Origin of the sequence: Pseudopedobacter beijingensis (assembly GCF_042678145.1) — a bacterium.
Classification (GTDB): Bacteria; Bacteroidota; Bacteroidia; order Sphingobacteriales; family Sphingobacteriaceae; genus Pseudopedobacter; species Pseudopedobacter beijingensis.
The window spans coordinates 69924-96153 of the sequence record NZ_JBHUDG010000012.1; the positions used below are offsets into that span (position 1 = coordinate 69924).

The window sequence follows — 26230 nt, forward strand, 5'->3', positions numbered from 1 at the left end:
CTCGGAGTTGTCAAGCTTTTCTGTTTGTAAGCTTTATTATCTACCTATTACAGTTAGTTCTTTATCAAAAGATTGCTTCGTTCCTCGCAATGACGTCCCTATTTTTGTCATTGCGAGCCAGCGAAGCAATCTCTTTTGGCATTACTCTTATAGCCATAATCGAACTCAGGTTAATAGACTTTCATCAGTGCAATCTTTTAAATCAGTGATTCTGACAGAAAGCCTTTTGACACAAACCTTTCGACTGGCAGGCTCGCTCAAGGACGAAGCAATAAGAGGCCCATCGTCAACGAATAACGATCAACGAAAGACGATTAACGCCCAATGACCAACAAATAACATACAAAATGAATGATTTTGATACTATTCTGAACAAAATTGCACCACAGCAAACCCCTTTCTAAAGAGCTTTGTATAAACACATAACCAATTTTACTTAAAAGTCTGTTTATATGGATTCAGAAAATTTATTTACAAAGAAGGTTAGATGGAAACAAAAGAACCATTTAATCCGACTGCTACTTTTAGTATTAATAAACCTATCGTTCTCGGTAGCAGTTTTTGCACAAGTTGCAGTTAAGGGTAAAGTTACCGATGCAGCAGGTCTTGCTTTGCCCGGCGCCCCAATAAAAATCAAAGGGACCACAACGGGAACTACCACAGACGCAAATGGTAATTTTACCATTACGGTACCTAAAATGGGCGTTACCTTACAGATACTATATATGGGGTTTATTTCCAAAGAAGTGGTGGTAAACAACGCTAACTTAGTGGTGGTTTTGCAAGAAGAGCAATCCAGCCTTAAAGAAGTTGTAGTTGTAGGTTACGGAACCATGAAGAAACGAGATGTAACCGGAGCCATAACTTCTGTAAGTGCCGAAGACATCGAAAAAAGAATGCCGTCAAACGTATTCCAGGCATTACAAGGTGCTGCACCAGGAGTCCAGATTACTTCAGGTTCTGGACAGCCCGGAGAAAGCTCTTCTATACAGATCAGGGGAACATCCACATTTTCAAGTGATGGCGCAAGTCCGCTGTATATTGTAGATGGCGCTCCACTAGATAATATCGACGCTATCAATCCAAGAGATATAGAATCTATAGAAATATTGAAAGATGCGGCTTCCGCTGCTATTTACGGTTCCAGATCTGCAAACGGAGTAATTATCATTTCAACCAAACAAGGAAAAGAAGGCAAACCGTCTATAGATGTTAAATATGATAGTTCGTGGGGTAACCTGGCGCATTATATGCCACAGGCAAACAGTGCCGAAAGAAAACTGTACGATCTAAAAAGACGGGAGTTCTTTTTGGAGAACAGACCAGCTAATGCCAACGAAAGTATTCAGATATTAAACGATTCGCTAAACGTTTACTTCAATGTAGATAACGATTATCAAAAGCTGGCTTTTCAGACCGGAAAGAAAGATCAGGTAGATTTGAGCCTGGGCGGAGGAAATGCAAATCTGAAATACTTTGTGAATACAGGTTATTATAAAGAAACCGGAATTATTCCCAATACAGGTTTCGACAGATTTACCACAAGGATAAACTCGGATTACAGACCTTCGAAACGTTTGAATATGGGAACCAGACTTTCTTTAACCTATTCTAAGAAAAAAGGTGTAGACGAAGGAGGTTTTCTCAATAGTATCTTAACTCGTAGACCTTATTTCTCTTTATACCATCCGGATGGTGATATTGTAGGAATCTTTAATGGACAAAAAAGTCCTGTTGCCTTGCCAAAATACATGCTGGACTTTACAGATGGCTATCGTGGTAATTTCTTCCAGTTTGTAGAAGTAGAACTGGCAAAGAAATTAAAGTTCAGAACCAACTTAAATGCAGGATATTCTTTAAACAAGCGAAACACCTTAACGCCAAGTATTATTTATGATGAGTGGCAGAAAAATAACTCAGGGTCATCAAACAATTATTTAAACTGGAACCTGATGTCCGAGAACTATTTCAGCTACTCCAATACATTTAATAAAAAGCATAACGTAAGTGCAATGTTAGGAGGGAGTTTACAGAAATGGCGATTTGAGCAGGAATCTCTTTACGGTATAAACTCGTCTACAGATGCTATTTACACCATGAATGCATTTGTTTCTAATCTGGACTTAAGCAAAACAGGAACCTGGAGAAGTGGACATGCCCTGGCTTCTGTATTTACCAGAGTAACTTACGATTATAAAAGCCGGTACCTGTTTAACGCAGTGTACAGAAGAGACGGATCATCTCGTTTTGCTAAAAATAATAAGTGGGGCGGATTCCCTTCCGTATCTGCCGGATGGCGTTTCTCTGACGAAGAGTTTATGTCTAAAATCAGACCAATAATGGACGATGCCAAACTAAGAGTAAGCTACGGTATTACAGGAAACGAACAAATTGGTAATTACGACCATTTATTATCTTATGCCACAAGTACCATTTACGATGGTGTAGGTGGTGTAGCACCCGCCAGATTAGGAATAGACAACCTGGCATGGGAACAAACCAGTCAGTTTAACGTAGGTCTGGACTTAAGCTTACTCAAAGGAAGAGTAAAACTGGTAGCCGATTATTATGATAAATACACCAAAGACCTTTTAGCCAACTTCCAGATACCAAAAGAATGGGGATACAGTTCAGTAGTACGTAATATTGGAGAGGTAAGAAACAGAGGGATAGAATTAGGGTTATCATCAGATATTATTAATAAAAAAGATTTCAAGTGGAATGCCTCTGTAAACTTTGCCAGAAACAATAACACTATAGAAAAACTATCAGAAGGAAAGCCCTATTTACAAGGAACCCTTTGGTGGATGCAGGAAGGAGGCAAAATAGGTGATTTCTATGGTTACAAAGCAATAGATATTTTTCAGTACGATCAGTCCAATGCATTTACAAACGATGGCGCACAATTAACACCCGTGTTTGAAAACAATGTGTTTACCAATACTTATTTGTTGAACGGACAAGCGTATACCGGACCAGTTAATCAGAAAAAACTACCTGATGGCAGACCTTTCAGAGGAGGCGATGTCAATTGGCAGGAAAGTTCAGATTCACAAGATTGGACTATTGATGATAAAGACCGTATGATATTGGGTAATGCACAACCCAAATATACCGGAGGAGTAAATTCGCAGTTCACCTATAAAAACTGGTCTTTATTTGTGTCCGTATATTTTGCAACAGGCTTAGATATTTACAATTATGCCGCTCAGGACAGAAATGCATTCAGATTCTCCGGTAACACACCAGCACCAGAGGTTATCCATAATATCTGGGTAAACCAAGGCGATATAGCTAAATATCCAAGACCATATAACGACGATTTTGACAATGCCAGACTAGGACAGGGAAATTCAATGTATATAGAAGATGGTTCTTATTTAAGATTACGAAATGTGAGGTTAAATTATAATCTGCCAAAAACATTGGCACAGACAATAAAAGCAAAGAACCTTAATCTATATGCTTATGTAAACAATGCCCTAACCTTTACAAATTATACAGGTTACGATCCGGAGTTTTCCAACTATTCGGTATTGGAGATTGGCAGAGACAATAACCGTTATCCGCGTAAACGCGAGTTTGGATTAGGTATAAACGTAAACTTTTAAACAGACGAACATGAAATTCTTAAAGATATATTTTGTTGCCGTTTCATTGATGTTTGCATCATGCAACGACTTTCTGGACGAGCAACCTATCAGCGAGATTCCTGCAGGTGAGATGTGGAAAACCTCTCGTGATGCGCAGGCAGGAGTTTCAGAAATATATGGATTGTTGCGTAACGCATTAAGAGAAAATTACTGGGCCTGGGGAGAATTCAGATCCGATAATTTCGAAAAAGGAGCACCAACAGCCGTAGATCAGGAAATGTTAATGGCTAACCTATTGACATCAACACATCGTAATGCATCGTGGACAAGCCTGTACAGGGTAATTAACCAAACCAATCTGGCTATTAAGTACTTGCCTCAGGTAAATATGCCTTCTGCAGCAGATAAAAATGATTTGTTGGGACAAGCCTATGCTTTAAGAGCATTAAGTTATTTGTATGCAGTAAAAGTATGGGGCAATGTGCCATTGCTAACCAGTCCTATAGAAAACCTTAAAGAAGGAGTTTACAGCCGTCAGGTTAGTGCAAACAGGGTATTACAAGAAGTAATAATACCAGATTTGAAAAAGGCAGAAACCCTGATTAACAGAACTAAAAACAAGGAAAGAAAGAAGATATCCATCTACGGAGTTTGGGCAATTATGGCAGATGCTTACACCTGGCAACATGAATATTCGCTGGCAGACCAAACGATAGATAAAATGTCGCATGAACCCACATTTATGCGTTTAGAAACTGATATCGCTTCTTTAAAAAGAATGTTTGTAGAAGAGTTAAAAAACAAAGCGCCAGACTTTACACCTGAAAATGATGACTATACATCCAAAGAACTCATATTCGTGCTTCATTACGACATGAAAGAAGTTGGAGCCAATGGTTATAGTTTCATGTACCAATGGTTTACCGGATCAGGAAACCGGGTTGCGGTTTTATCTAATGCCCTGCTGTCAAAGTTTGAAACAGGTGATTTGCGTAAAGATATTTATGCGCAGAACTATCAGGGAGGCTGGGAACTTAACAAATTTATAGGCGGTACAATTAGTACAACCTTGAATAAAACCTGTGAAGTAGCCTATCCCGTTTACCGTTACACAGATATTCTTTTATTGCAGGCAGAAGCCAAAGCCAATTTAGGGAAATGGGAAGAAGCTTTGGACATTGTAAAAAAAGTAAGAGACAGAGCAGGAATTGGTGCAACAACACGTTCGGCGGCATCCTTTGCCAATCAGGACGAAGTGATAGATTATATTCTTAAAGAACGTCAGGTAGAATTGGTAGGCGAAGGTAAACGTTGGTTTGATTTAGTTAGAACAAACACCTGGAAGAAAACCATGGAGCCTATAAACGGAATGAATGACCCAAGAAAGGTAGTATTTCCGGTTTATTACTCGCACCTCATCGAAAACCCAGAGTTAGAACCCAATCCAGGATATTAATACAGATTGCGATGAAAAAACTTAAAAAAACAAATAAGATATATATTGGGCTAATTGCCCTGATAACTTTTGTCCTGTCTGGTTGCAGCTTGCAAACCGATTACGATTATAAAGGACAAACGCTGGATCCGCATGTGAATAAAACAGCATGGGAGTATTTCCAAAGTCGTCCGGATGTGTTTTCGGTATTTACCGAAGCCATAACCTACGCCGGAATGGAAGACTATTACAAACAGACCGACGTAAAATACACCTTTTTGGCATTGAACAATACCGCAATGAATTTATTCATTACAAATACCAATCCTGCTGCGGTATCTGTTACACAATTAGACCAAACAGTAGTTAAACAAATGCTGCAATACCATATTGTAAAAGGAGAATATAGTGCATACAAGCAATTGCCGGTAGAGCCTATGTTTGTACTTACATTACTTCCCGGAGAACCCGGTTTAATGACCCTATTGGTAAGAAAAAGCCCGTGGCAGGACGATGCAGGAAAAATATTTGTAAACGATACGGGCAGTAACGGAACATCTCCGTCCCGCTCTGCAGTTACCAGCAATATTCTGCCAACAAATGGAGTAATACATGTATTCGCAAATTACTGTTATTATAAACCTTAGTAATATGAAAACAAGATATTTATTGATAATGATGGCACTATTTACAGTTATCTACAGCTGTAAAAAAGAGGATTCCATAAATCCGGATAATTATAAAGTGCCACAAATAGAATTTGCTTTAGAAGAGCAGCCAGCAGATTTAAATAAGCTGGATAATTTACCTGCAGTGGGTGTGGTTACCTCAGAGCTGGGGCTTAAAGAAGTGAAGATGTATATAGAAAAAGGGGCGGAAAAAGCACTATATAAAGAAGTAACCAGCTTTTTTAATGATAAGTCTTACTCATTTGCAGAAAAATTTGAGTACTCAGCAGATTATAAAAACTTAATAGTTGAAGCAACAGACTTAGCAGGTAGAGCCACCACAGGTGTCTTATCTTTTAAAGTTACTGATGTTATAGGTGCACCAACTATAGTATTTAATCCGGCGAAAATAAGCTATGATGAATTAGACCCAACACCTATTCCGAATACAACCTTCAAGGCAAGTTCCGTAGCCGGATTGAAGACCGTGGAAATAACACGTATTACTAAAACACAACAAATTCCGTGGGGCTATCCTGTAGATTTTAACGATGCGCCATTAGAATACGATTTTGACGCGTTTATAGATTACAAAGAAGACGATATAGGCTTAAAAGTTAAAGTAACAGATATCTACGGGCAAGTAAAAATAGAAACGCTGCCTGTAGAATATAAAGTAGTACCTCCGCCTGTTTTAACCATTGGAACAGATATCATCATCATGGAAAACGAAGGCAATTTTGCTATTCCGGTGCAGGTTGTTTCAGTTGCCGGTGTAAGTAAAATAGAAACCTATAAAGTTGAAAAAAGTGGTGAAACATTAGCCAAAACAACAAACTATAACGGGCAAAATGATCTGCAGACCACGGAAACTATTCTATTTACCAATACCATGCAGGCCGTAAGAGTAGAAGTAACCGATAAAGCAGGTAAAAAAGACAGCAAACTAGTAAAAGCCGTTGTGGGCATGAAGTACCTAGCGAGTTATGTAGTCGGAAGTCATCGTTATACAGCAGGCGTTGCAGAAGATCCCGGAGTTTTCAGTCTTTTCTCTATAAATGATATGAAAGGATATAACATAAATGATGTTTTAGGAAAAACGGAAAACAATGTAGATATCAAGTTCTATATGTTTGGAGCAAGCGCTGTTCCACGTATCTATTCGATAGATGGAGGCACAGGAACCAAAAGCAATGAGTTTACAGGAAAGAACGGAACCGTAATGGATTTCGCAACAGCAAATGCTACAAGATTTCTTAAGTTACCAGGCACCTTTGATTTTGATAATGCAACAGTTGCAGATATACAGTCTATCGTACCGAGTTTAATAACAAGTAATAACATTAATCCGGCCGCAGCAGGAGATGTTATAGCCTTCAAAACCGGTCCGACCTCTACAGCAGGAGCAAACAAAGTAGGAATAATGAAAATCATTAAAATAGAAAATACTTCCGCATTGGTTAAAGACCAGGGAACATTTACTATATCCGTGAAGTTTTTAAAGAATTAGTGCGATGGTTTAGGTTTAATAATTACTGATCTCGTGTTGAGCGAAGTTGAACAGCTTGTCAATCAATCAGGCATTGATCTTCGTTCAACATGATAAATCAGTACTTTTCTAAGCACATCCATAATACATTTTATCCTTAATTTATGAAGTTTTATCAATCGCTTATCTTGTTCTTATTACTTTCTCTTACCGCATCAGCACAGAGAGATATCCAGAGCCTAAACGCTGGATGGAAGTTTTTTAAAGGAGATAAAGCAGGTGCCCATAACCTTTCTTACGATGACAAACAGTGGGAGAAAGTAAATGTTCCGCATACCTGGAATGCACAAGATGCTTATCAGACAAAGGAATATTACAGAGGAGATGCGTGGTATAGAAAAACCTTTTTGGCACCCAAAGATATGGTTGGCAAACAAGTGTTTATTCGGTTTGAAGGTGTTTTACTTAAAGCACAGGTTTATTTGAATGGGCAGCTTTTAGGAACTCATAAAGGAGGATACACTGCATTTAATTTTGATATAACTCCCTTTCTTAAATCAGGAGAACAGAACGTATTAGCTGTTAAAGTAGATAACTCACCACAAAACATTGCTCCCTTATCAGGAGATTTTACACTTTTCGGAGGAATATACCGTGATGTTTGGTTAATAGCAACTTCGAAACTGCACTTTGATATGGACAACTTTGGATCAGATGGTGTTTTTGTACAAACACCTGTTGTTTCCGAACAATCTGCAAATATCAGTATTAAAGGAAGCCTTAAGAATAACCAAAGTAAAGCACAGGCTGTAAAAATTGCGTACATTCTGGAAGATGCAGAAGGGAAAGTTGTTCTCCATAAAGAACAACGATTAAGTGTAAACAAGAATCAATCAAGTCCTTTTCAGTTTGATATAAAAGAGGTTAAAAAGCCCAAACTCTGGTCGCCCGAAACCCCTTATTTATACACCTTACGTACACAGTTGATTGATGCAAAAAACAATCAGAAACTGGATGAGATGAGTAATCCAATTGGTTTCAGATGGTTTAGGTTTGATGCGAAAACGGGTTTTTATCTTAATGGGAAACCTTATAAGCTTTTAGGTGTATGCAGACATCAGGATCAGCAATGGACCGGAAGTGCATTGTCTGACGAAACACACCGTCGGGATATGCAGATGATTAAGGATATGGGTGCAAACTTTATTCGTATAGCACATTATCCGCAAGATAAAGCCATATTAGAAGCTTGCGACAAGTTGGGTTTATTGGCCTGGGAAGAAATTCCGGTAGTAGATATGGTCTCTCCCGAAGCTGAATTTTTCGAAAGCACAGAAAGTCAGTTACGAGAAATGATTAGACAAAATTATAATCATCCGTCCATCATCCTGTGGGGCTATATGAACGAAGTATTGTTGGGTACGTTAAGAAAAGTGAGTGAGCAAGACAGGCCCAAAGTATTTAAAGCGACACAGGGTTTGGCTCAGAAATTAGAAGATATTGTGCGTAAAGAAGACCCATACCGATTAACCGTATCAGCACAACACGAAGCACCTGAAGAGTACGAAAAGTTAGGCTTATCATCTGTTTCCAATATTCTGGGATGGAATCTTTATCAGGGATGGTATGGCGGAGACGTTACTCAGTTTGGTCGTTTTATGGACGATCAACACGCCAGGTATCCTGATAGATCACATATTATCAGTGAATACGGAGCCGGTTCAGACAGGCGAATCCATAGCTTGAATCCCGAATGTTTTGATTTCAGTATAGAGTATCAGCAGGAGTATAACGAAAAAATGATGCAACAGATACTGGAAAGACCAAATATTGCCGGTTCTGCCTTGTGGAATTTTATAGACTTTGGTTCTGCTTTTAGAGAAGAGTCTATGCCGCATATCAACAACAAAGGAATTGTTTATGCCGACAGAACACCTAAAGATGTTTATTATTACTATAAAGCACTATTTAATAAAAAACCAGTAGTGCATATAGCTTCGAGAGATTGGACCAGAAGAACAGGTATATCAGAAAATGGAAAAGCTGTAATTCAGCCCATAAAAGTTTACAGTAACCTGAAAGCGGTAGAACTTTTTATAGATGGCAAATCATTAGGAATTAAAAACACCTCAAACTGTACGGCAATATGGGATGTTCCATTCAGCGATGGCGAACATATCCTAACAGCACAATCTGCACAAAAAGATACGGACCTATCCGATGCTTTACGCATCTCGTTTCAGGCACAACCCAAATATCTTCAAAACATAGATAATCACTTCGAATTGGGTGTTAATGTAGGCAGCACAAGCTTTTTCACAGATGATGTTTCGGGATTTACATGGATTCCAGAGCAGGCTTATCAACCAGGAAGCTGGGGATATATTGGTGGAGAAATTTTACGTAATACACCAGACAGAATTGGCATACAGCTTGAAATAGCAGGAACGCATAATATTCCTTTATACCAAACTATGCGTAAAGGACTGCAGGAATTTCGCTTTGATGTTCCCAAAGGAACCTATGAAGTAGAATTGCATTTTACCGAGCCAGGGCAAAAGAAAGAATCTATATTAAATGATATCGGTTTTGATGCCAGTAAAACAGACGAACGGAATATCTTCAGTGTTTCACTTAACAACAGAATGATACTGGAAGATTTCAACATGCTTAAAACCTATGGGCCAATTATTGCCGTTCATAAAAAATATATTACAGAAACAGCGCAGCATATATCTATTAAATTTAAACCCATCGAGGGCAATACGTTATTAAGCGCTATCAAACTTAGAAAGATAAATTAAGCCATTTACCAATGTTAAAAACAGTTTTTTCAATACTCTTATTTTGTATTATCAGTGCCGTTTCGTACTCGCAACAAGGCAACGGAAAAAAAGTATATGCAGATTATCATGGAACGAGATACAGCCGCAAACACGATGGAATGTTAGGTCGATGGTCTTATTATGATAATACATCAAAGTCTGTAACTGCTTTAAAAAGGTTGTCTTATAATGCCGATAATATTCTGGAAAACGGACAGCATGATATTGCTGCAGTAGCTTATCCTTTAACAGGGATTCAATCCAATCTGGATCCAGACTTTGTGGAATACCAAATCTTAACTGCGAAATCAGCAAAAATAGATGGCTTTTTTATAGAATGGGGATATCCGGAGCATGAATCAACATTGCTGTTGAACGCCATGCAAAAAGTGGCTGCAAAATATGATTTTGAAATTGGAGTAAACTGGTGTGACGGCTGGCTATATTACGATTGGATTACCAAAGTAAAACCAGAAATAAAAACCAGAGAAGATAAGACCAAACATTTCAGATATGCTTATCAATACCTCATTGATAGTGTTTTTTCTGTAAAGACAGCACCTAGGGTTAAAGGAAAACCAGTTTATTATCTTTTTGGAGGAGGTATTACTCCTACAGAATATCAAAGTGTAGTTGATTCAAAAGATATAGAAAATGTTTACGGGAAAAATGCTCCGCAGACACTAAGACGTATTATTGAGTGGGGGAAAATTGAAGGAAGGAAATATACACCCGCACCAATGAGCGAGGATACCAGGCAATGGCAGGCATTAGATATGATGCCTACCGCCTGGATACCGGCTCGGGTAAGGCCCATGGATAAAACTTATCCACATTGGGACCATTATGCCACCAGAGACGATGTGTTGAGATATATGGCTCCTTTTAAAGAAAAGTTATGGGATGGAGCAAATCCAAAAGGACTGACTAAATCTGGCTTTGTCGTTCCGGGAATGGATAACAGAGGTTGCGGAGGTTGGGGAAGAGGACATTTCTTCTACATCCCCAGAGATAATGGACAAACCTATGAAGACCTTTGGAAATTGAATATGCAAAGTAAAGATAGTTTGGACATGGTTTTTATTGCTTCGTGGAGTGATTACACCGAAGGTCACGAAATAGAACCAACCGTAGAAAATGGCTATAGAGAATTAGAGACAACGTTAAAGTATGCCTCAGCTTTTAAGAATGAAAAAATGGATAAAGGGGGGCTCGAACTACCTTTGCGCCTGTTTAAGTTAAGAAAGGATTATTTGTTTCTGACAGCTTTAAAAGCATCCGTTTTACAAGCCAAAACTTTGTTGGATGATGCGGCATTAGCTATTAGTCAACAAGACTTTATGTTAGCCGAGAAAAAGATGGGCGAATGCGAGTCTATCTTTACCGAACAGCATAAAAAAGTAAAATCTAAAAATTATATCATATCCAGGGATTTATTGGTTAATGGCAAAAGAACCCCGGGGTTACTAGATACCAGAGAAACCAAAATTAACTTGGGTCAGGCGTTACGGAAAAAACTGGATAATAATTATTACACCGGATATATAACATTTGAATACCTGGATGAAGGAATAGAAAGCCTTATAATCAAGAGCGAAACCAATAAGTTACCGAAAAGTAAATATGCTGTAGTTGGCGAAATCAGAACAAAAGGTACTGGAGATTGGAAAAAGGCAAAAATAAAGTTGATCGATCAGAATATTGCGTTTAAGGATTTGTCTGACAATGCAGATTTTGTCATAAACGGAAAAGTGAAAGTAAGAAATCTCTCTTTTGACTTCACCGTTTTTGAACCACTAAAGTAAAACTGGTCTTCCAGATAAATAATATAAAAGGGTTTTGATGTTTGTTTTAACAAGTATCAAAACCCTTTGGTTTTTACCCGTTTTCTCTGTTTTTAGACGCCAGAACCATGTCAGATAGGTAATAGAAACTTTAAAAACGATCTCTATCAAACCCCCTTTAATATTGCCGTAATTTTACAAAACCTTTCCCGAAAAATTCTTTTCTTTACGACCGAATGAACGTTCGATCTTTTATATGGATAAAGTACAGGCGATTTTTAAGAGTACGTTGAGGTTGATACATCAATTTGGGTTCCATGGTACTCCCATGAGTCAGATTGCAAAACATGCCGATGTTGCTATAGGAACAATATATCACTACTTCGAGTCTAAAGACGAATTAATATTTGCGCTATTTAAATATTGTAAGAAAGAAGTAGCTGAATATATATTCAAAGACGACAGTATTGAGAAAGAGTTTAAAGAACGCTTTTTTGCTTTATGGCTGAATTTTGTAAGGTTTTATATAGACAATCCGGAATATTTAAGCTTTCTGGATCAGTTTTACTCATCGCCTTATTTACAGCAAGCTTTAACGAATGAGACTATCTGTGGGCAAGATCATGTTTCTGCCTTTTTGCATGAAGGAGTAAATGCCGGAGCTGTTAAAAATCTAGACACCAATATCCTTAGTGTGGTGTTTATAGGAACGGCAGTATCTACAGTAAAAAGACATTTGCATAGCCTGCATCAGTTTGATAAAAAAAGCCTTAACCATATTATAGAAGTTATTTGGGACGGGATAAAAAAATAATGAATTAGAATTATGAAAGTCAGATCCATATTTATTTACATGTTATGCATAAGCGGCTTATCAAGCTCGCTGTATGCGCAATCAGATAAACCAAAGCTCCCCGAGCGGGCAACTTTGAGGCAGCTAATAGACTACGCCCTAGAAAATAAAATTTCTGTAAAGCAGGCGCAAATTGATGAAGAAATCGGAAGAAAAGATATCGCCTCGGCACTATCCGGGTGGTTTCCTCAGATTTCGGCCAACGGATCCTATACCCATAATATAGAGACTCCCACCACTTTTTTTAACGGACAAAATATTAAGATGACCGGGCAAGAAAATACGAGCGCAGTAGTTTTGCAGGCCGATCAGCAATTGCTGAATCCTTCGTTAATTCAGGCATCAAAAGCGTCAAAATACGTTAAACAGCAAAATGCTCAGAATACTGAAAGCACTAAAATAAATACGGTGGTAGATGTGAGCAAGGCATATTACGATATTCTTACCAGTGAAGAGCAGGTAAAGATTATTCAGGAAAATATCAGCCGTTTGCAAAAACAGTATAATGATGCAAAAGTACGTTACGAAACTGGTTTAGTAGATAAAACAGACTTTAAAAGGGCACAAATTGGTTTGAGCAATGCGAAAGCTGATGAGAAAAGAACGGTAGAACTCAGAAAATATAAATATGATTATTTAAAGCAGGTTTTAGGCTTGGGGGCTGTTGATAATATTTCGCTTTCTTTTGCAGATAAATCAATGGAAAATGAGATTTCTTTAGATACAACAGTTCAGTTGTCTTATCAAAACAGAATAGAATATCAGCAGATGCTAACAGCAAAAAAGCTGCAAAACATCAATACACAATATCAGAAATCTACATTCTTGCCAAACCTGAGTGCATATTATAACTATGCCTGGGACTTTAGAGATAAATCTTTCAACAATCTCTATAATCAGAACTTCCCAAGATCGGCAGCGGGTTTAACATTATCACTTCCTGTTTTTCAGGGTACAAAGAGATTGCAACAAATCCAGAAATCAAAATTGCAGGAAGAACGTTTAGACTGGGATATCATTAACCTGGAAAATCAGATCAACAGTCAACATAGTTTAGCAATGGCTACATACAAGTCAAACTTAAACGATTGGAAAACCAATAAAGACAATGTAGACCTTTCAAAAGAAGTTTACAATACCATTAAACTTCAATACGATGAGGGTATTAAAACATATTTAGATCTGATGACAGCAGAGACGGATTTACGTACCAGTCAGCTAAACTATTTAAATGCTTTATATGCCGTTCTGTCAAGCAAAATAGACGTACAGAAAGCATTGGGAATTATTGAATAATACATGAAACAGAAGAAAAACACAATTATGAAAATACAATCTATAGCATTACTTTTTATTGGTACAGGAGCTATATTACAATCTTGTGGAAACAAAAATGCAGCCAATGGGCAAGCAGGTGCTGCTCCTGCTGTAGCGGTAACTACGGCTGCGGTTACTCAACAAATTGTGACCGGTTCAGAGAGCTATCCGGCAATTGTTGTCCCAATAAATGAAACTGAGTTAAGAGCAGAAGTAAGCGGATACATCACCAATATTTATGTAACGGATGGTGCGACAGTGAATAAAGGCGAGAAGCTGTATGAAATAGACCATACCAGATACGTAGCAGCGGTAGATCAGGCAAAAGCAAGCCTGAAAATTGCAGAAGCAAACCTTGAAAAAGTAAGAAGAGATGTACAACGTTACAGAAAACTTTCGGAGCAGGATGCGATTGCGAAACAAACTTTGGATTACGCAGAAACAGATCTAAATAATCAGGAAGCACAGGTACTAGCAGCAAAAGCGGCATTAACAACTGCAGTTACCAATCTGGACAGATCGGTTATCAGAGCACCTTTTGCCGGAACAGTAGGTATTTCTCAAGTTAGAAATGGAGCGTTGGTATCAGCAGGGTCTACCCTATTGAATACAATATCAACCACCAATCCAATTAATGTAGAGTTTCAGGTTCCAGAAAGAAGTCTGTCTCAGTTTGTGGCGCTTCAAAAGTCAGGAGCAAAAGAAGCTATTCAGTTAAAGCTTTCCGGAAACAGCATTTATCCTAGTCACGGATATATCTCAACCATAGACCGCGCTGTAGATGCTGGGACAAATACCATCAAGGTAAGAGCAAGATTTGATAATCCGGCTAATGAACTGAGAGCGGGAATGAACGCTTCTATTAAGGTTTTGGAGAAATCTGCACAAGAAGAAATGGTTATACCATATAAAGCAGTACAAGAGCAATTAGGCGTTTTTAGTGTTTTTATAGTGGGTGATAGCAGCAAAGTAAAACAACAGGCTGTAAAATTAGGAACCAGCTTTGACGATAAAGTTGTCATAAAAGAAGGATTGAAATTAAGTGATAAAGTTGTTGTAGAAGGCATTATGAATTTGCGTGATGGAGCAACCATCCAGGAACAAACAGGTAATTAGTTTTCAAGAGAAATTAAAAAATGATATCAAAAGTATTTATAAACAGACCGGTTACAGCTATGGTCATATCTATTCTGATACTTATTGTCGGAGGGATATGTATTTATACGCTGCCAATTAGTCAATATCCGAATATAGCCCCTCCTACAGTTTCTGTTAGTGCTACCTATACCGGTGCAGATGCGCAAACAGTAGAACAAACAGTTACAACTCCGATAGAAAGTCAGATTAACGGAACTCCGGGCATGATTTACATGCAATCTAACAGTACTTCAGACGGAGGTTCGCGTATTACAGTAACATTTGAGGTAGGGACAGATATTGATATTGCAACCTTAGATGTTCAAAACCGTGTGGGAATTGCAGAACCTGCACTTCCTGAAGCGGTAAGACGTCTGGGAATTACTACACGTAAAGCCAATACAGATATTTTGATGATGGTTTCTTTGGTTTCGCCGAAGGGAACAAGAGACAATAAATTTTTGGCTAACTACGCCAATCTGTATGTAAAAGATGCATTAATGCGTATTAAAGGCGTGGGAGATGTAATGTCTTTCGGCCAGCCCTTTTCTATGCGTATCTGGTTAGATGCAGTAAAACTGTCAAATCTAGGCATGACTCCGGCAGATGTGAGTACGGCCATACAGGAACAAAATACAAGAATCCCGGGAGGTAGTGTAGGTGGGCGTCCACAGGAATCATCACAGGTATTCGAATATCCGGTAATTTCAGACAGTGATCTTTCTTCTGTGGAAGACTTTGAAAGTATAGTGGTGAAAACCAATACTGACGGATCAATTGTATTGTTAAAAGATGTTGCCCGGGTAGAGTTAGGTCAGTTTGCCTATAATATCGATACCAAAGTAAACGGAATGCTTTCTTCGGGTATGATGATTTCACAAACACCGGGAGGTAACGCTGTTGAAACCGCAGATGGAATTTATAAGGCATTGGACGAATTAAAAAAATCATTCCCATCTGATGTAGACTACGTTGTTGGTTACGAAACAGTTTCTGTAGTGCATGCTTCCATCGATTCGGTGATACATACACTAATAGAAGCCCTGATATTGGTAACCGTAGTGGTGTTCTTCTTCTTACAGAACTGGAGAGCAACCCTTATTCCGGTATTGGCCATCCCTGTTTCCATTATAGGAACATTTATTTTCTTTAACCTATTTGGTTTTTCCATCAATAACTTAACCATGCTTGCATTTGTGTTGGCTATTGGTATAGTGGTGGATGATGCCATTGTGGTGGTAGAGGCTGTACAGCATTATATAGATCATTACAAGATGAGTGCGAAGGAAGCAACCTTGAGAGCAATGAAAGATATTACTGCTCCGGTTATTGCTATCGCATTAATATTGGCAGCAGTATTTGTTCCGGTTGGATTTATACCGGGTATGGTGGGGCAGTTATACCAGCAATTTGCCATAACTATTGCTGTTTCCGTACTTTTATCAGCATTTGTTGCACTTTCATTAACTCCAGCGCTGTGTTCTTTATTGCTAAAACCAACAGAGGTAAGTAAAGACTCAAAAGGTTTAGATAAGCTTTTCTATAAGTTTAATACCTGGTTTGCAAAAACAACTCACAACTATTCCAGTGGCGTAAAAACATGTATTAAAAAGGCACCGTTAGCGCTGATTATATTGGTATGTATATTTGTTGGTACCGGATTTATGTATTCCAAAAAGCCAACAGGTTTTATCCCCAATGAAGATGCTGGTATATTTATTATAGGTATTAATTTACCAGAAGGGGCTTCAAGTTCAAGAACAGATGCTGTTTTGGAGGATCTTTATCAGGATTTAAGAAAAAGCTATCCAGAGATAAAATACGTAACCTCAATTTCAGGGATGAATATCATGAACCGTTCGGCAAAACCTAATGGAGCCAGTATGTTTATTTCCTTGGAAAAATGGGCTGATAGAAAGAAAACGGCCGGACAAATTGCCGGAGAAATAATGGGTAAATACAGAGGATACGAAAAAGCAAGGGTTCTTGCCGTTACTCCACCTCCAATTCCGGGATTAGGTTCTTCGGGAGGTTTTACCATGCAGATTCAGGATCAGAAATCTGTAGATATTAAAGAATTTGAAGGGGTGCTAGGTAAGTTCTTAATGGCGGCAAATCAACGTCCTGAGATTGCGATGGCTTATACCCTATTCAATACAAATTCTCCAAACTATAAATTAAAAGTAGACAGAGAGCAGGCAAAACGAATGGGGGTTCCGGTATCGTCTATTTACAGTACTATTTCTGCTTATTTAGGAAGTAGCTATATTAACGACTTCACTAAATACGGCAGGAACTTTAGAGTGGTGAGTCAGGCAGATACAACTTATCGTAAGCAGATAGAAGATGTGGGTAAGTTGTATGTTAAAAACACCAGAGGAGCAGCAGTTCCATTAAGTTCACTGGTATCTTACGAAATGGTTCAGAATCCGTCAATTATCAACCACTTTAATATCTTTAGATCTATAGAAGTGAGTGGTGAAGCAGCTCCGGGATACAGCTCCGGAGATGCATTAAAAGCATTGGAAGAAGTTGCTGCTCAGGTATTGCCAGAAGGATATTCCTATGATTTCTCTGGAGCGAGTTTGCAGGAAAAACAATCGGGAAGTCAAACATTAATGATTTTTGCGCTTTGTATCATATTCGTATTCTTGTTACTGGCATCTCTTTACGAGAGCTGGTCTGTACCGTTTTCAATTTTATTATCCGTTCCTCTAGGGGTATTTGGAGCTATTTTAGCGCTGACGTTATTGCCTAAACTGGATAATAACATCTTTGCCCAGATCGGTTTAGTAACTATTATTGGTTTGGCAGCAAAGAATGCTATTCTTATTGTTGAGTTTGCCAAAGAACGTGTAGATATAGGTATGCCTTTGGTTAAGGCAACTTTAGAAGCCGTTCAGTTACGTCTTCGTCCTATTATTATGACATCATTAGCTTTTATTTTGGGAATTATTCCATTGATGATGTCTGTAGGAGCGGGTTCGGTAGCCAGAAAAACTATTGGCTGGACAGTGTTTGGTGGAATGGCATCAGCTACATTCCTTGCTATATTTGTAGTGCCTGTACTTTTTGTAGTGATTACAAGATTTGCATACGGTAAGAAAAAGCTTGCAGGACTGGAAGCTTCTTTCGATGAGGAAAAGGCAAAGAATCTAAGTGCACATTAAAGAGTGTTTTTCATAATTTGCAAAAAGGGCTGTTCATTTGGACAGCCCTTTGTTTTTAAGGACAGATTTTGTGTATTGTATTTATTAAAAATTAATTTATAAAAACAACACCCGGATAAAAGTGTTATTAGCATAATTAAAAAAACGAAAAACATGAGCACATCTTTATTTAAAACAGTAAAGTCAGCGGTTAATCATTGGTATATACCGCTAATTGTAGGAATTCTCTTTTTTATACTGGGAATTTACGTTTGGTCACAGCCTTTAGCCTCTTATTTGGCTCTATCCATTTTTTTCTGTGTATCTTTTATTGTTAGTGGCGTAGCCGAGATTATTTTTTCGATTTCCAATAAAAATGAAATGGATAATTGGGGATGGACATTGGCTTTTGGAATCATTAACTTATTAATGGGGATTTTATTAGCCACTCATCCAGGATTAAGCATGGCTACCTTGGCATTTTATGTGGGGTTTGTCATTCTATTTCGTTCAATCTCTAGTATAAGCGCATCTATTGAGTTGAAGAATTATGGAGTGAGCGATTGGGGTTGGATGATGTTTTGGGGAATACTGGGCGTAATATTCAGCTTTATATTGTTGTGGAATCCTCTTTTTGCAGGCTTAACACTAGTGGTTTGGACCGCTTTGGGGTTAATGTCTATGGGGATATTTGGAATTGTTTTTGCCTTTAAGCTGAAAAGCCTTAAAAAGATGAAAGAGAAAATACGTAAATCGGTGGATTTATAAATTCTGTTTTTTTATAAAGAGTAGGAGGCTATTTACAAAAGCCCCTACTCTTTTTTTAAACAATAATAACTTTAATGTCATTCTCTTCTAGTTTTTTCACCATTGAAGAAGAAACGTTACTGTCCGTTATAATATAATTCACTTGGTCTAATCCGCAAATCCGCCCCAGGCCCCTTTTTCCAAACTTAGTACTGTCGGTTAATATAACAACCGTTTGTGCAGTTTCCAGCATTTTCTGGTTGACTGTAGCTTCCGCCAGGTTACTTATAGATACACCGAAATTCGGGTCAATTCCGTCTACACCTATAAATAATATGCTACAAGATATTTCCTCTAAAACTCTTATGGCGTGGCTGCCGGCAACAGAAGAAGAATTAGGCCTTATAAGACCTCCCAGCTGTAAAACTTCAATATTAGGCTTCGAGCTTAATTCTAAACCAACTTTAAGAGCCGGTGTGATAACAGTTAAAGGTCTGGTTGGAGCTAAAATCTGCGCCAACTGAAAAACAGTAGTTCCTGAGCCAATCATAATAGAGTCGCTGTCTTTTATTAACTCTAAGGCGGCTCTGGCTATCCTTTTCTTTTCCTCTGAATTAATCAGCGCTTTTTCATTAATAGGGCGGTCTCCTGCATAAGGGTTTGTCATGGAGGCTCCTCCTTTTGTTCTGAAAATCAAGCTCTTGTCTTCCAGGAGTTTTAAGTCCTTCCTTATGGTTACGCCAGAAACTTTCATTAGGTCACTAAGTTCCTGAATAGTAGCCCTTCCCTCCTCCTTCAGTTTCTGGAGAATGAATTGATGTCTGTCCGTGATGTTTTTCATGAATTTTAATTCCTAAAGCACATAAAGATATAAATTTATAAATAATCAAATATATAAAACATCTGTTTAATTTTATCTGCTTGTGTTTTGTTTAAAAAAGTTTAAAAATATTTTGATTTATATTTATTTTGGTTTAGTTTTATGTTTAATTATAAACTTTTGCTGATTATTGCTGTGTTTTTTAAGATTGTTGTCTCTTTTTATTTGTTTTTTGCTTAATGTAAATTTAATATAAACTTACTTTTTGCTTTATAGAGCTTTTGTAATATTGTTTTGTAATCTTTTTATACATAATTTAAATTATTTAAAATCTAAACCATGATTTATTTAAGAAAAATGCGAATCATTTTGTTTTTGTTTTATACAAAATATAATTCGCTTCAAAAAGATTTTAATCTGGATAAAAAGTGGGGTTATCGACTGTTGGTCCGATTTTCCTTTTTATTGCTTCTCATTTCCGGTTTAAGTCACTACTCCTCTTTGGCTCAGGTACCTGTTCTAAGTATTAAAGGAAAGATTGTTGATGAAATAGACGGACAGGTTATTGTGGGGGCCAGGATAGAAAACAAAGCTCAGAAAGTTCTTGGAATAACAGATGTGAATGGTTTTTATTCTGTTAAGATAGCCAAAGGAGAAGAGATGTATATTAAGATGTTGGGATATGAGAAAAAGCAAATTAAAGTAGAGTCGTCAAACCCTAATTTTATTATAAAAATGGCACAGTCGGCTACCAGGTTAGATGAAGTGGTGGTTACGGCTCTAAATATAGAGAGAGAGCAAAAAGCATTGGGTTATGCTATAACCACTATAACTAATCAGCAGCTTACAGATGCGATATCTAATAACTGGACTGATGCTCTGTCAGGAAAAGTGGCAGGTTTAAATCTGGTTCGTTCCAATGCGGGACCTACTGGATCTAATAGTATCATCCTTAGAGGGGAAAGTAATCTTACAGGAAGCAATGACGCACTTGTGGTGGTAGATGGTGTTATTATAAACGGGGGTAGCGGTAGAATGAGTGGTGGTTCTGGGGCATATCTGGATGAAACCGTGGTGGATTATGGTAGTGGATTGAGTGATATAAATCCTGATGATATAGAAAATGTTACTGTTTTGAAAGGACCTGGCGCGGCGGCATTGTATGGCTCAAGAGGAGCTAATGGAGCAATTATTATCACCACAAAATCAGGGAAAACAAAAGAAAAAGGATTAGGTATAAGTATTAATAGCAATACTTCTTTCGGAACAATCAACAGGATGCCTCTGTTGCAATATGAATATGGGCAGGGAGATGATGGTGTTAATTACTATTCTTATGGAGATACTGAAGATGGTACTGGTACTCACCGGACAACGAAAGCTTTCGGGGCAAAATTTGACGGACAATACTTTTATCAGTACGATCCTGTAACTAATGCAAGAGGAACAACCAAAACACTTTGGCAGCCCTATAAAAACGGAGGATTTAATGAGTTTTTTGAAACCGCAAAAACGTACACCAATAGTGTTTCTATAGATGGTGGTACAGATAAAACTACAGCACGTTTTTCTTATACCAATGTAAAAAACACATGGATAATTCCTAATACCGGATATGATAGAAATACGGTTTCTATGTCGGTAAATTCAAAACCTTCTAAAAATTTACAGGTAACATCAAAATTGAATTATACCAGTAAAACCTCAGATAATTTACCTGCAGGAGGCTATAATAACCAGTCTATAATGTACGGCTATATATTCTGGCAGCCAAGTGCGCCAATATCCTGGTTGAGGAATTATTGGCTTCCAGGGCAGGAAAATATTAAGCAAAGTACGCCATTAATGACAGGGCCTGATAACCCTTATTTGGTGGCTTATGAGATGTTGAATAAGCAGAACAGAAACTCTGTAACCGGTAATATTGCCGCTACATATAATATAAATAAGGAAATGAGTTTTATGATAAGGACTTCTATGGACCTGGCAAATGATGCCCGCTCTCAGCAGAGGCCTTTTGATACCCATAATTTTCCTAAGGGAATGTATCGTACACAGGATGTGATCTCCAGAGAAATTAATAGCGACTTTTTGTTTAAATATAAAAAACAGGTAAATAAAGATCTGGATCTTACAGCTTCTTTAGGAGGAGCTATTCTAAAAAACTACTACAATAGAAATGAAGTAAGAGCGGATACTTTGTTGTTTCCGGGTATTTTTACATTTGCTAATAGTGCTGTTAGGCTTTGGACTAATCCATATAGGGCAGATTATGGGATTAATAGCGTTTATGGTATTGTTGCCGCAGGATACAAAAACTATGCTTTTCTGGATTTTACATTTAGAAATGACTGGAGTAGTTTGTTGGCTACACCAACAAGCAGAAATAATGTTTCTATCTTGTATCCATCAGTAAACGGAAGCTTGGTACTTTCCGAAATGCTTCAATTGCCATCTAGTTTTAGTTACCTTAAATGGAGGGCTTCTGTTTCCGGAGTAGGTAGCGGAGGTACTACGCCGTATAAAACATCCTTTACCTATCAATCGGATCCTTCCTATGCGGGCGGCTTGTATAATCCCAATGTACTGAATAACCCTGATTTAAAGCCTTTGTATACCTATAGTTATGAAACAGGAGTTGAACTTAAAATGTTTAAGAGCAGATTGGGCTTAGATGTTACGGTGTATACTTCAGATACTAAGGATCAGATATTGAATTCTCTTTTAGATCAATCTGCAGGTTATAGATATTTGGTGGTTAATGCCGGCCGGGTCCGAAACAGTGGTATAGAAGTGGCATTAAATGGCTCACCATTAAAAAGTAAAAACGGATTGTCCTGGACAGTTAATACTACTTTCTCAACTAATAAAAATGAAATTTTAGAATTATCGGAGAATTTAGATGAGTTTACTTTACAAACGGGGCCGGGAAGTAATGGTTATATCATTGCTCATGTAGGAGGAAGTATGGGCGATTTGTATGGCAGGGGTTATTTGCGGTCGCCGGATGGGCAGATTGTTTATAAAGATGGAATGCCGGAGCTATCTTCTGACTTGCTTTATTTGGGTAATACCATGCCTACGTTAAAAGGAAGTATCCAGAACCAGTTTCGATATAAAACATTGTCTTTTGGTTTTATGTTTGATGCCCAATACGGAGCAAAAGCATATTCACTTACTCAAGGAAAAATGGCTGTTCAGGGAAAAACAACAGCCACACTTGCCGGAAGATATAATGGGATAATTGGTACAGGTGTTATGTTAAATGATCTGGGTGAATATGTACCTAATGCTATACCTGTGGATGATCTTTCAGCTTATTATGATACTCATTACGGGATCAGTAATGTTGAGGGATCTACTTTTTCTACCGATTTCATCAAGTTGAGGGAAGCACGTATTGACTATACTTTTAAAAAGAAGTTGTTGGCAAAGGCTGGTTTGCAGAGAGCTACTCTTGGATTCTTTGGTAGAGATCTGTTTGTTTTTTCTAAATGGCCGGGTTTTGATCCGGAATTTGGAACTCTTAGCGGATCTGAAATAAATAAAGGTTTCGAAATAGGACAATTCCCTTCGACCAGAACGTTTGGAGTGAATTTAACAGTAGGTTTTTAATCGGAAATATCATGAAAAAAGTTAAATATATAATTGCAGTTGTGCTTTTAACAATGGGGTCTTCTTGTACAAAGAATTTCTCGGAAATGAATACAAATCCCAATACTGCCGAAAAAGTATTGGCAGAGAATCTTCTTCCAAGGGCACTTGTACAAACAGTGTCTGCAAATCTAAGTCGTAGCAGAAATATTACTAATGAGCTTATGCAGGTTACGGTTAATACTCTGGTGGAAACCGATCGTGTTTTTAGATATGATATCAGAAGAAATGTAGTAGAATCTCCCTGGAATGGTTGGTACGCTCAATTGACAAACTTTAAAGATGTTTATAAGTATGCAGAAGAGAATAAATCTGATGCAAATAAGACAAAGGCTTATATGGCTATATCCTTAATTTGCCAATCATGGATATATTCAATTATTACTGATACGTTTGGAGATGTACCCTATTCCGAATCCAACCGGGCAAAAGAAGGGATTTATATGCCAGTGTTTGATCGGCAAAAAGATATATATGCAGACATTTTCGCTAAGCTGGAAGAAGCCAATAACTTATTGAAGGGTGCTAAGGATGTAGATTCAAAATATGACCCTGTTTATAAGGGAAAAGTAGCATCATGGCGAAAGTTTGGTAACTCATTATATCTCCGGTTATTAATGAGAGTTTCAGGGAAAGCTGAAGTTTCAACTGAAGCAATCGATAAAATCAAGGATATAGTAGATATAAATCCGCTGAATTATCCGTTGATGGAGAGTAATGATGAGTCTGCTATAATGAAATTTACAGGAATAGATCCTTATATAAGCCCCTTTGCTTCTTTAAGAGATGCACAGTGGAGATACCCTAAAGCATGTAGCTTTTTTGTAGAAAAACTGGACTTATCTGCAGACCCTTGTTTAAGTCGTTGGTTAACCCAATATAACGGATTATATGAAGGTATACCCAGTGGTTATGTTTCTGGAGAAACACCTGGAGGGAAATCTTACTTGCAAAATGCTCTGATGGCTGAACCTTTGACAGGTAATATGATGAATTACGGAGAGTTACAGTTGATTTTGGCGGAGGCTGCATTAAAAGGATGGATAAGTTCAAAAACAGCAAAAGATTATTATGAAGCTGGGGTTAATGCCAGGGTAACGCTTTGGGGAAGAAGTATAGGGACTTACCTTTCCGGCAATCTGGTAAAATGGAATGATCCTGACTCTTTTGAACAAAAGATGGAAAAAATACATTGGCAGAAATATCTTACCCTATTTTTTACAGATATGCAGGCATGGATAGAGTATAGGAGAACGGGGTACCCTGTTTTACCAAAAGGACCTGGATTAAGAAATGACGGAATTATGCCTACCAGATTGTATTATCCTTTAAGTATCCAGGCAGCAAATAGAAAAAACTATGATTTAGCTGTCTCCATTCAGGGAGAGGATGATTTAAAGACTAAAATGTGGTGGGAGCTCCCTTAAAAACCAAAGTGTTTATTGTAAAAATTAAAAGTATGAAAAAGATATTGTTCAAGTTATACTTAATGCTGTCAGTAATCCTGTTATTAGCATCATGTAAACCAGAGGTAAAGGAAACAGGTATGCCAAGTCCGCTTATTTCAATAGAAGATATTAGGCTAAAATATAATGGTTCCGGTATAGAGTTAAAAAGAGAGGGTATGTTAGGAGCCACTCATATTTGTGGCGTGGTTGTTTCTGATCCATTAAATGGAAATGCACCAGAAGGATTGGTGATTGTGCAAAATTATAAACGTAAAAGACTAAGGGGAATTGCACTTCAATTAGGAGATGCTGCTAACCATTATTATGCGGGAGATTCTGTTGTTGTAAAAATAGAAGGTGGGATGCTGGATAGAGTGGATGGTATTTTGCAGATTTCTGGAATTTCAGAAGAAGCAGTAACAAAAATATCTGCCGATAAAGAACAGAAGGTAAATATTGCAACCACAACCTTTACAGATATCACTAAAAAGATGGATATCTATGAAAGTACTTTGGTGCAGTTAAGATCTGCTGTGGCACCCGAAGAAAATGCGGGAAAACCTTTTCTAGGTACAGTAGTCCTTAGCGACTGGGCAAATACCATTTTGATGGAAACGAAATCAAGTGCAAGTTTTGCTACAGATCTTGTACCTGGGTTAGGTGATTATACGGGTATTGCTTTGTTTAACACGGAAAATCAATCTACAATATGGTTAAGAAGCAGCAGCGATTATCAGGGACAGGCTTTAGAACCATATAAACCGGGAGAACTGTATGCTAATTTTCCTGAAGGTTGGGAGAACGTTATAGGGGTACGAAAAGGAGGCTATACATCTGGTGCAGGAGAAACTTACCCTACAGGAGAATGGTTAATGACAAGATGTTATACCTTGAATTCAGCAAATGTTATTAATAAGACAGGAACCTGGTCTTTAATGATGCAGAATAACCAAACAGGGGTTGTAGAGATGAACTTTAACCTGCCTTATGGCGTGTCTAAGTTTTCTTTTGACTATGGTTCTGCAGTGCCAGGTACAGACACAAAGTTGCCAATTAATGTAAAAGTGGAGTATTCTCAGGATTCAGGAAATACCTGGAAACAACTTGAAACCTTGCTTATTGTAAGTAATCCATCCACAAAATATACAAAGGTATATACTCTGGATCTAAAAGGACCGGTTCGTTTCAGAATAAGCAAGGATAATGCCGATGCCAGATTATTTGTAGATCAGGTAGCAGTTTATCAGAATTAAAAGAAAATGTTCGTAAAAATTGAACAGCAATATTTTGTCATTCCGGCTTGTGAGAGGA

Annotated in this window: 15 protein-coding genes; 14 read left to right on the plus strand and 1 reads right to left on the minus strand. The window is 37.8% G+C overall.

Translation table 11 applies throughout. From position 1 onward, the window contains the following. Positions 1-452 precede the first annotated feature (452 nt). The 11 genes from ACFSAH_RS08185 to ACFSAH_RS08235 all read left to right on the plus strand — a co-directional run bounded on the left by ACFSAH_RS08185 (position 453) and on the right by ACFSAH_RS08235 (position 19018). Positions 453-3611: a SusC/RagA family TonB-linked outer membrane protein gene (locus ACFSAH_RS08185; RefSeq protein WP_379662230.1), complete on the plus strand. Its 3159-nt coding sequence runs from the start codon at positions 453-455 to the stop codon at positions 3609-3611. A gap of 10 nt (positions 3612-3621) precedes the next feature. Continuing rightward, positions 3622-5049: a RagB/SusD family nutrient uptake outer membrane protein gene (locus tag ACFSAH_RS08190; protein WP_379662231.1), complete on the plus strand. Its 1428-nt coding sequence runs from the start codon at positions 3622-3624 to the stop codon at positions 5047-5049. Between the two features lie 11 nt (positions 5050-5060). Continuing rightward, on the plus strand, positions 5061-5675 hold the full coding sequence (locus tag ACFSAH_RS08195) for a fasciclin domain-containing protein (RefSeq protein WP_379662232.1): 615 nt from the start codon (positions 5061-5063) through the stop codon (positions 5673-5675). Between the two features lie 4 nt (positions 5676-5679). Next, the gene (locus ACFSAH_RS08200) at positions 5680-7206 is read left to right on the plus strand and encodes a hypothetical protein (protein ID WP_379662233.1); all 1527 of its coding nucleotides are present in this window, start codon (positions 5680-5682) and stop codon (positions 7204-7206) included. Positions 7207-7349: 143 nt separating this feature from the next. Beyond that, positions 7350-9989, plus strand: coding sequence for a glycoside hydrolase family 2 TIM barrel-domain containing protein (locus ACFSAH_RS08205; RefSeq protein WP_379662234.1), 2640 nt, complete (start codon positions 7350-7352; stop codon positions 9987-9989). 11 nt (positions 9990-10000) lie between these two features. Then, complete coding sequence (locus ACFSAH_RS08210) at positions 10001-11815, plus strand: glycoside hydrolase family 99 protein (RefSeq protein WP_379662235.1); 1815 nt, start codon at positions 10001-10003, stop codon at positions 11813-11815. A 235-nt stretch (positions 11816-12050) separates the two neighbouring features. Continuing rightward, complete coding sequence (locus ACFSAH_RS08215) at positions 12051-12608, plus strand: TetR/AcrR family transcriptional regulator (protein ID WP_379662236.1); 558 nt, start codon at positions 12051-12053, stop codon at positions 12606-12608. Positions 12609-12647: 39 nt separating this feature from the next. Next, the gene (locus tag ACFSAH_RS08220) at positions 12648-13943 is read left to right on the plus strand and encodes a TolC family protein (protein ID WP_379662237.1); all 1296 of its coding nucleotides are present in this window, start codon (positions 12648-12650) and stop codon (positions 13941-13943) included. 3 nt (positions 13944-13946) lie between these two features. Beyond that, complete coding sequence (locus ACFSAH_RS08225) at positions 13947-15080, plus strand: efflux RND transporter periplasmic adaptor subunit (RefSeq protein WP_379662238.1); 1134 nt, start codon at positions 13947-13949, stop codon at positions 15078-15080. 20 nt (positions 15081-15100) lie between these two features. Then, entirely contained in the window at positions 15101-18271 is a 3171-nt protein-coding gene (locus ACFSAH_RS08230) for an efflux RND transporter permease subunit (RefSeq protein ID WP_379662239.1), read from the plus strand. Positions 18272-18424: 153 nt separating this feature from the next. Continuing rightward, the gene (locus tag ACFSAH_RS08235; protein ID WP_379662240.1) at positions 18425-19018 is read left to right on the plus strand and encodes an HdeD family acid-resistance protein; all 594 of its coding nucleotides are present in this window, start codon (positions 18425-18427) and stop codon (positions 19016-19018) included. Between the two features lie 55 nt (positions 19019-19073). On the opposite strand, the gene ACFSAH_RS08240 is transcribed toward ACFSAH_RS08235, so the two are convergent. Continuing rightward, entirely contained in the window at positions 19074-19838 is a 765-nt protein-coding gene (locus ACFSAH_RS08240; RefSeq protein WP_379662241.1) for a DeoR/GlpR family DNA-binding transcription regulator, read from the minus strand. A gap of 318 nt (positions 19839-20156) precedes the next feature. Between ACFSAH_RS08240 and ACFSAH_RS08245 the strand changes: the two genes are divergently transcribed. From ACFSAH_RS08245 to ACFSAH_RS08255, 3 genes are read left to right on the plus strand one after another with little or no spacing between them, the layout of a single operon-like run. After that, complete coding sequence (locus ACFSAH_RS08245; protein ID WP_379662242.1) at positions 20157-23432, plus strand: SusC/RagA family TonB-linked outer membrane protein; 3276 nt, start codon at positions 20157-20159, stop codon at positions 23430-23432. Between the two features lie 11 nt (positions 23433-23443). Beyond that, positions 23444-24898, plus strand: coding sequence for a SusD/RagB family nutrient-binding outer membrane lipoprotein (locus ACFSAH_RS08250; protein ID WP_379662243.1), 1455 nt, complete (start codon positions 23444-23446; stop codon positions 24896-24898). Positions 24899-24930: 32 nt separating this feature from the next. Continuing rightward, on the plus strand, positions 24931-26172 hold the full coding sequence (locus tag ACFSAH_RS08255) for a DUF5689 domain-containing protein (protein ID WP_379662244.1): 1242 nt from the start codon (positions 24931-24933) through the stop codon (positions 26170-26172). Positions 26173-26230: the final 58 nt, after the last annotated feature.

What these genes read in the sequence shown, in the direction of transcription:
- ACFSAH_RS08220 (WP_379662237.1), top strand. Translation starts at nt 12,648, where the DNA reads ATGTTATGCATAAGCGGCTTATCAAGCTCGCTGTATGCGCAATCAGAT.
- ACFSAH_RS08190 (WP_379662231.1), top strand. Translation starts at nt 3,622, where the DNA reads ATGAAATTCTTAAAGATATATTTTGTTGCCGTTTCATTGATGTTTGCA.
- ACFSAH_RS08200 (WP_379662233.1), top strand. Translation starts at nt 5,680, where the DNA reads ATGAAAACAAGATATTTATTGATAATGATGGCACTATTTACAGTTATC.
- ACFSAH_RS08240 (WP_379662241.1), bottom strand. Translation starts at nt 19,838, where the DNA reads ATGAAAAACATCACGGACAGACATCAATTCATTCTCCAGAAACTGAAG.
- ACFSAH_RS08185 (WP_379662230.1), top strand. Translation starts at nt 453, where the DNA reads ATGGATTCAGAAAATTTATTTACAAAGAAGGTTAGATGGAAACAAAAG.
- ACFSAH_RS08255 (WP_379662244.1), top strand. Translation starts at nt 24,931, where the DNA reads ATGAAAAAGATATTGTTCAAGTTATACTTAATGCTGTCAGTAATCCTG.
- ACFSAH_RS08230 (WP_379662239.1), top strand. Translation starts at nt 15,101, where the DNA reads ATGATATCAAAAGTATTTATAAACAGACCGGTTACAGCTATGGTCATA.
- ACFSAH_RS08215 (WP_379662236.1), top strand. Translation starts at nt 12,051, where the DNA reads ATGGATAAAGTACAGGCGATTTTTAAGAGTACGTTGAGGTTGATACAT.
- ACFSAH_RS08225 (WP_379662238.1), top strand. Translation starts at nt 13,947, where the DNA reads ATGAAACAGAAGAAAAACACAATTATGAAAATACAATCTATAGCATTA.
- ACFSAH_RS08250 (WP_379662243.1), top strand. Translation starts at nt 23,444, where the DNA reads ATGAAAAAAGTTAAATATATAATTGCAGTTGTGCTTTTAACAATGGGG.
- ACFSAH_RS08205 (WP_379662234.1), top strand. Translation starts at nt 7,350, where the DNA reads ATGAAGTTTTATCAATCGCTTATCTTGTTCTTATTACTTTCTCTTACC.
- ACFSAH_RS08195 (WP_379662232.1), top strand. Translation starts at nt 5,061, where the DNA reads ATGAAAAAACTTAAAAAAACAAATAAGATATATATTGGGCTAATTGCC.
- ACFSAH_RS08210 (WP_379662235.1), top strand. Translation starts at nt 10,001, where the DNA reads ATGTTAAAAACAGTTTTTTCAATACTCTTATTTTGTATTATCAGTGCC.
- ACFSAH_RS08245 (WP_379662242.1), top strand. Translation starts at nt 20,157, where the DNA reads ATGATTTATTTAAGAAAAATGCGAATCATTTTGTTTTTGTTTTATACA.
- ACFSAH_RS08235 (WP_379662240.1), top strand. Translation starts at nt 18,425, where the DNA reads ATGAGCACATCTTTATTTAAAACAGTAAAGTCAGCGGTTAATCATTGG.